1 protein-coding gene is annotated in these 1,180 nt (G+C 36.0%); it reads left to right on the top strand.

The window, feature by feature from the left end:
* Positions 1-71: 71 nt before the first annotated feature.
* Positions 72-1,162, top strand: a protein-coding gene (locus DPG01_RS18345; protein WP_085947913.1) for an IS4-like element ISAba1 family transposase whose coding sequence is annotated in 2 segments (ribosomal slippage) — positions 72-612 and positions 612-1,162 — 1,092 coding nt in all. Because the reading frame shifts where the segments join, the coding sequence is not laid out codon by codon here.
* The last annotated feature ends 18 nt before the right edge of the window (positions 1,163-1,180 follow it).

Genomic DNA, 1,180 nt, shown 5'->3' with positions numbered 1-1,180 from the left:
CTCTGTACACGACAAAAATAGATAACTCATTGAAATAATGTCATAATAATTGTTTTCTAACGACGAATACTATGACACATCTCAATGAGTTATATCTTATCTTAAACAAATCTCTAAAATGGAACAAGTCACATTTAAAGTGCTTTGCGCTCATCATGCTTGTGATTATTTTAAAGCAAACATGTAATCTTTCTTCTGCATCTAAAGCCTTGCCCATCAAGTGCTTACCACAATCATTTTATCGACGTATGCAGCGCTTCTTTGCAGGTCAGTATTTTGATTATCGTCAAATTTCTCAGTTGATTTTCAATATGTTTTCATTCGACCAAGTGCAACTGACTTTAGATAGAACCAATTGGAAATGGGGAAAACGAAATATTAATATCCTGATGCTCGCAATCGTTTATCGTGGAATAGCGATACCTATCCTTTGGACATTGCTTAATAAACGTGGAAATTCAGATACGAAAGAGCGCATTGCTTTGATTCAACGCTTTATAGCCATTTTTGGTAAAGACCGTATTGTGAATGTGTTCGCAGACAGAGAGTTTATCGGTGAGCAGTGGTTTACATGGTTAATTGAACAAGACATCAACTTCTGCATTCGTGTTAAAAAAACTTCATTGTCACCAATCATTTAGGAAAGAATCATAAAATTAGTGATTTATTTCGCCATCTTAAAGTTGGTCAAATTGAATGTCGTAAACGACGGATTTTGGTTGGTCGGGTGAAACTATATATAAGTGCACTACAGTTAGAAAATGGAGAGCTTTTACTCGTCGTTTCTCCTCAGTTTAATGCCAATGCTATTCAGGATTATGCATTACGCTGGGAAATTGAAACCTTATTCAGTTGTCTCAAAGGACGCGGGTTTAATCTTGAAAATACGCGCTTGACAGACCCTAGACGAGTGAAAAAATTGATTGCGGTGTTAGCTATAAGCTTCTGTTGGTGTTACTTAACGGGTGAATGGCAACATGATCAAAAAAAAGCGATAAAAATAAAGAAGCATGGACGACTCTCAATGAGTTTATTTCGCTATGGTTTAGACTATGTTCAAATGGCGATTCAGCGTTTAATTGGTTTTGGGAAAAAAGAAGAGTTTAAGGAAATTTTGGCAATTTTAAGAAGGCAGAATCCTGATAGGATAAGGGTTCTGTGAAATTTGTCGTGTACAGAG

Origin of the sequence: Acinetobacter sp. WCHAc060042 (assembly GCF_003231195.1) — a bacterium.
GTDB lineage: Bacteria > Pseudomonadota > Gammaproteobacteria > Pseudomonadales > Moraxellaceae > Acinetobacter.
The sequence above is the reverse complement of the archived record's forward strand: the minus strand, read 5'-3'. Positions and strand labels throughout refer to the sequence as shown.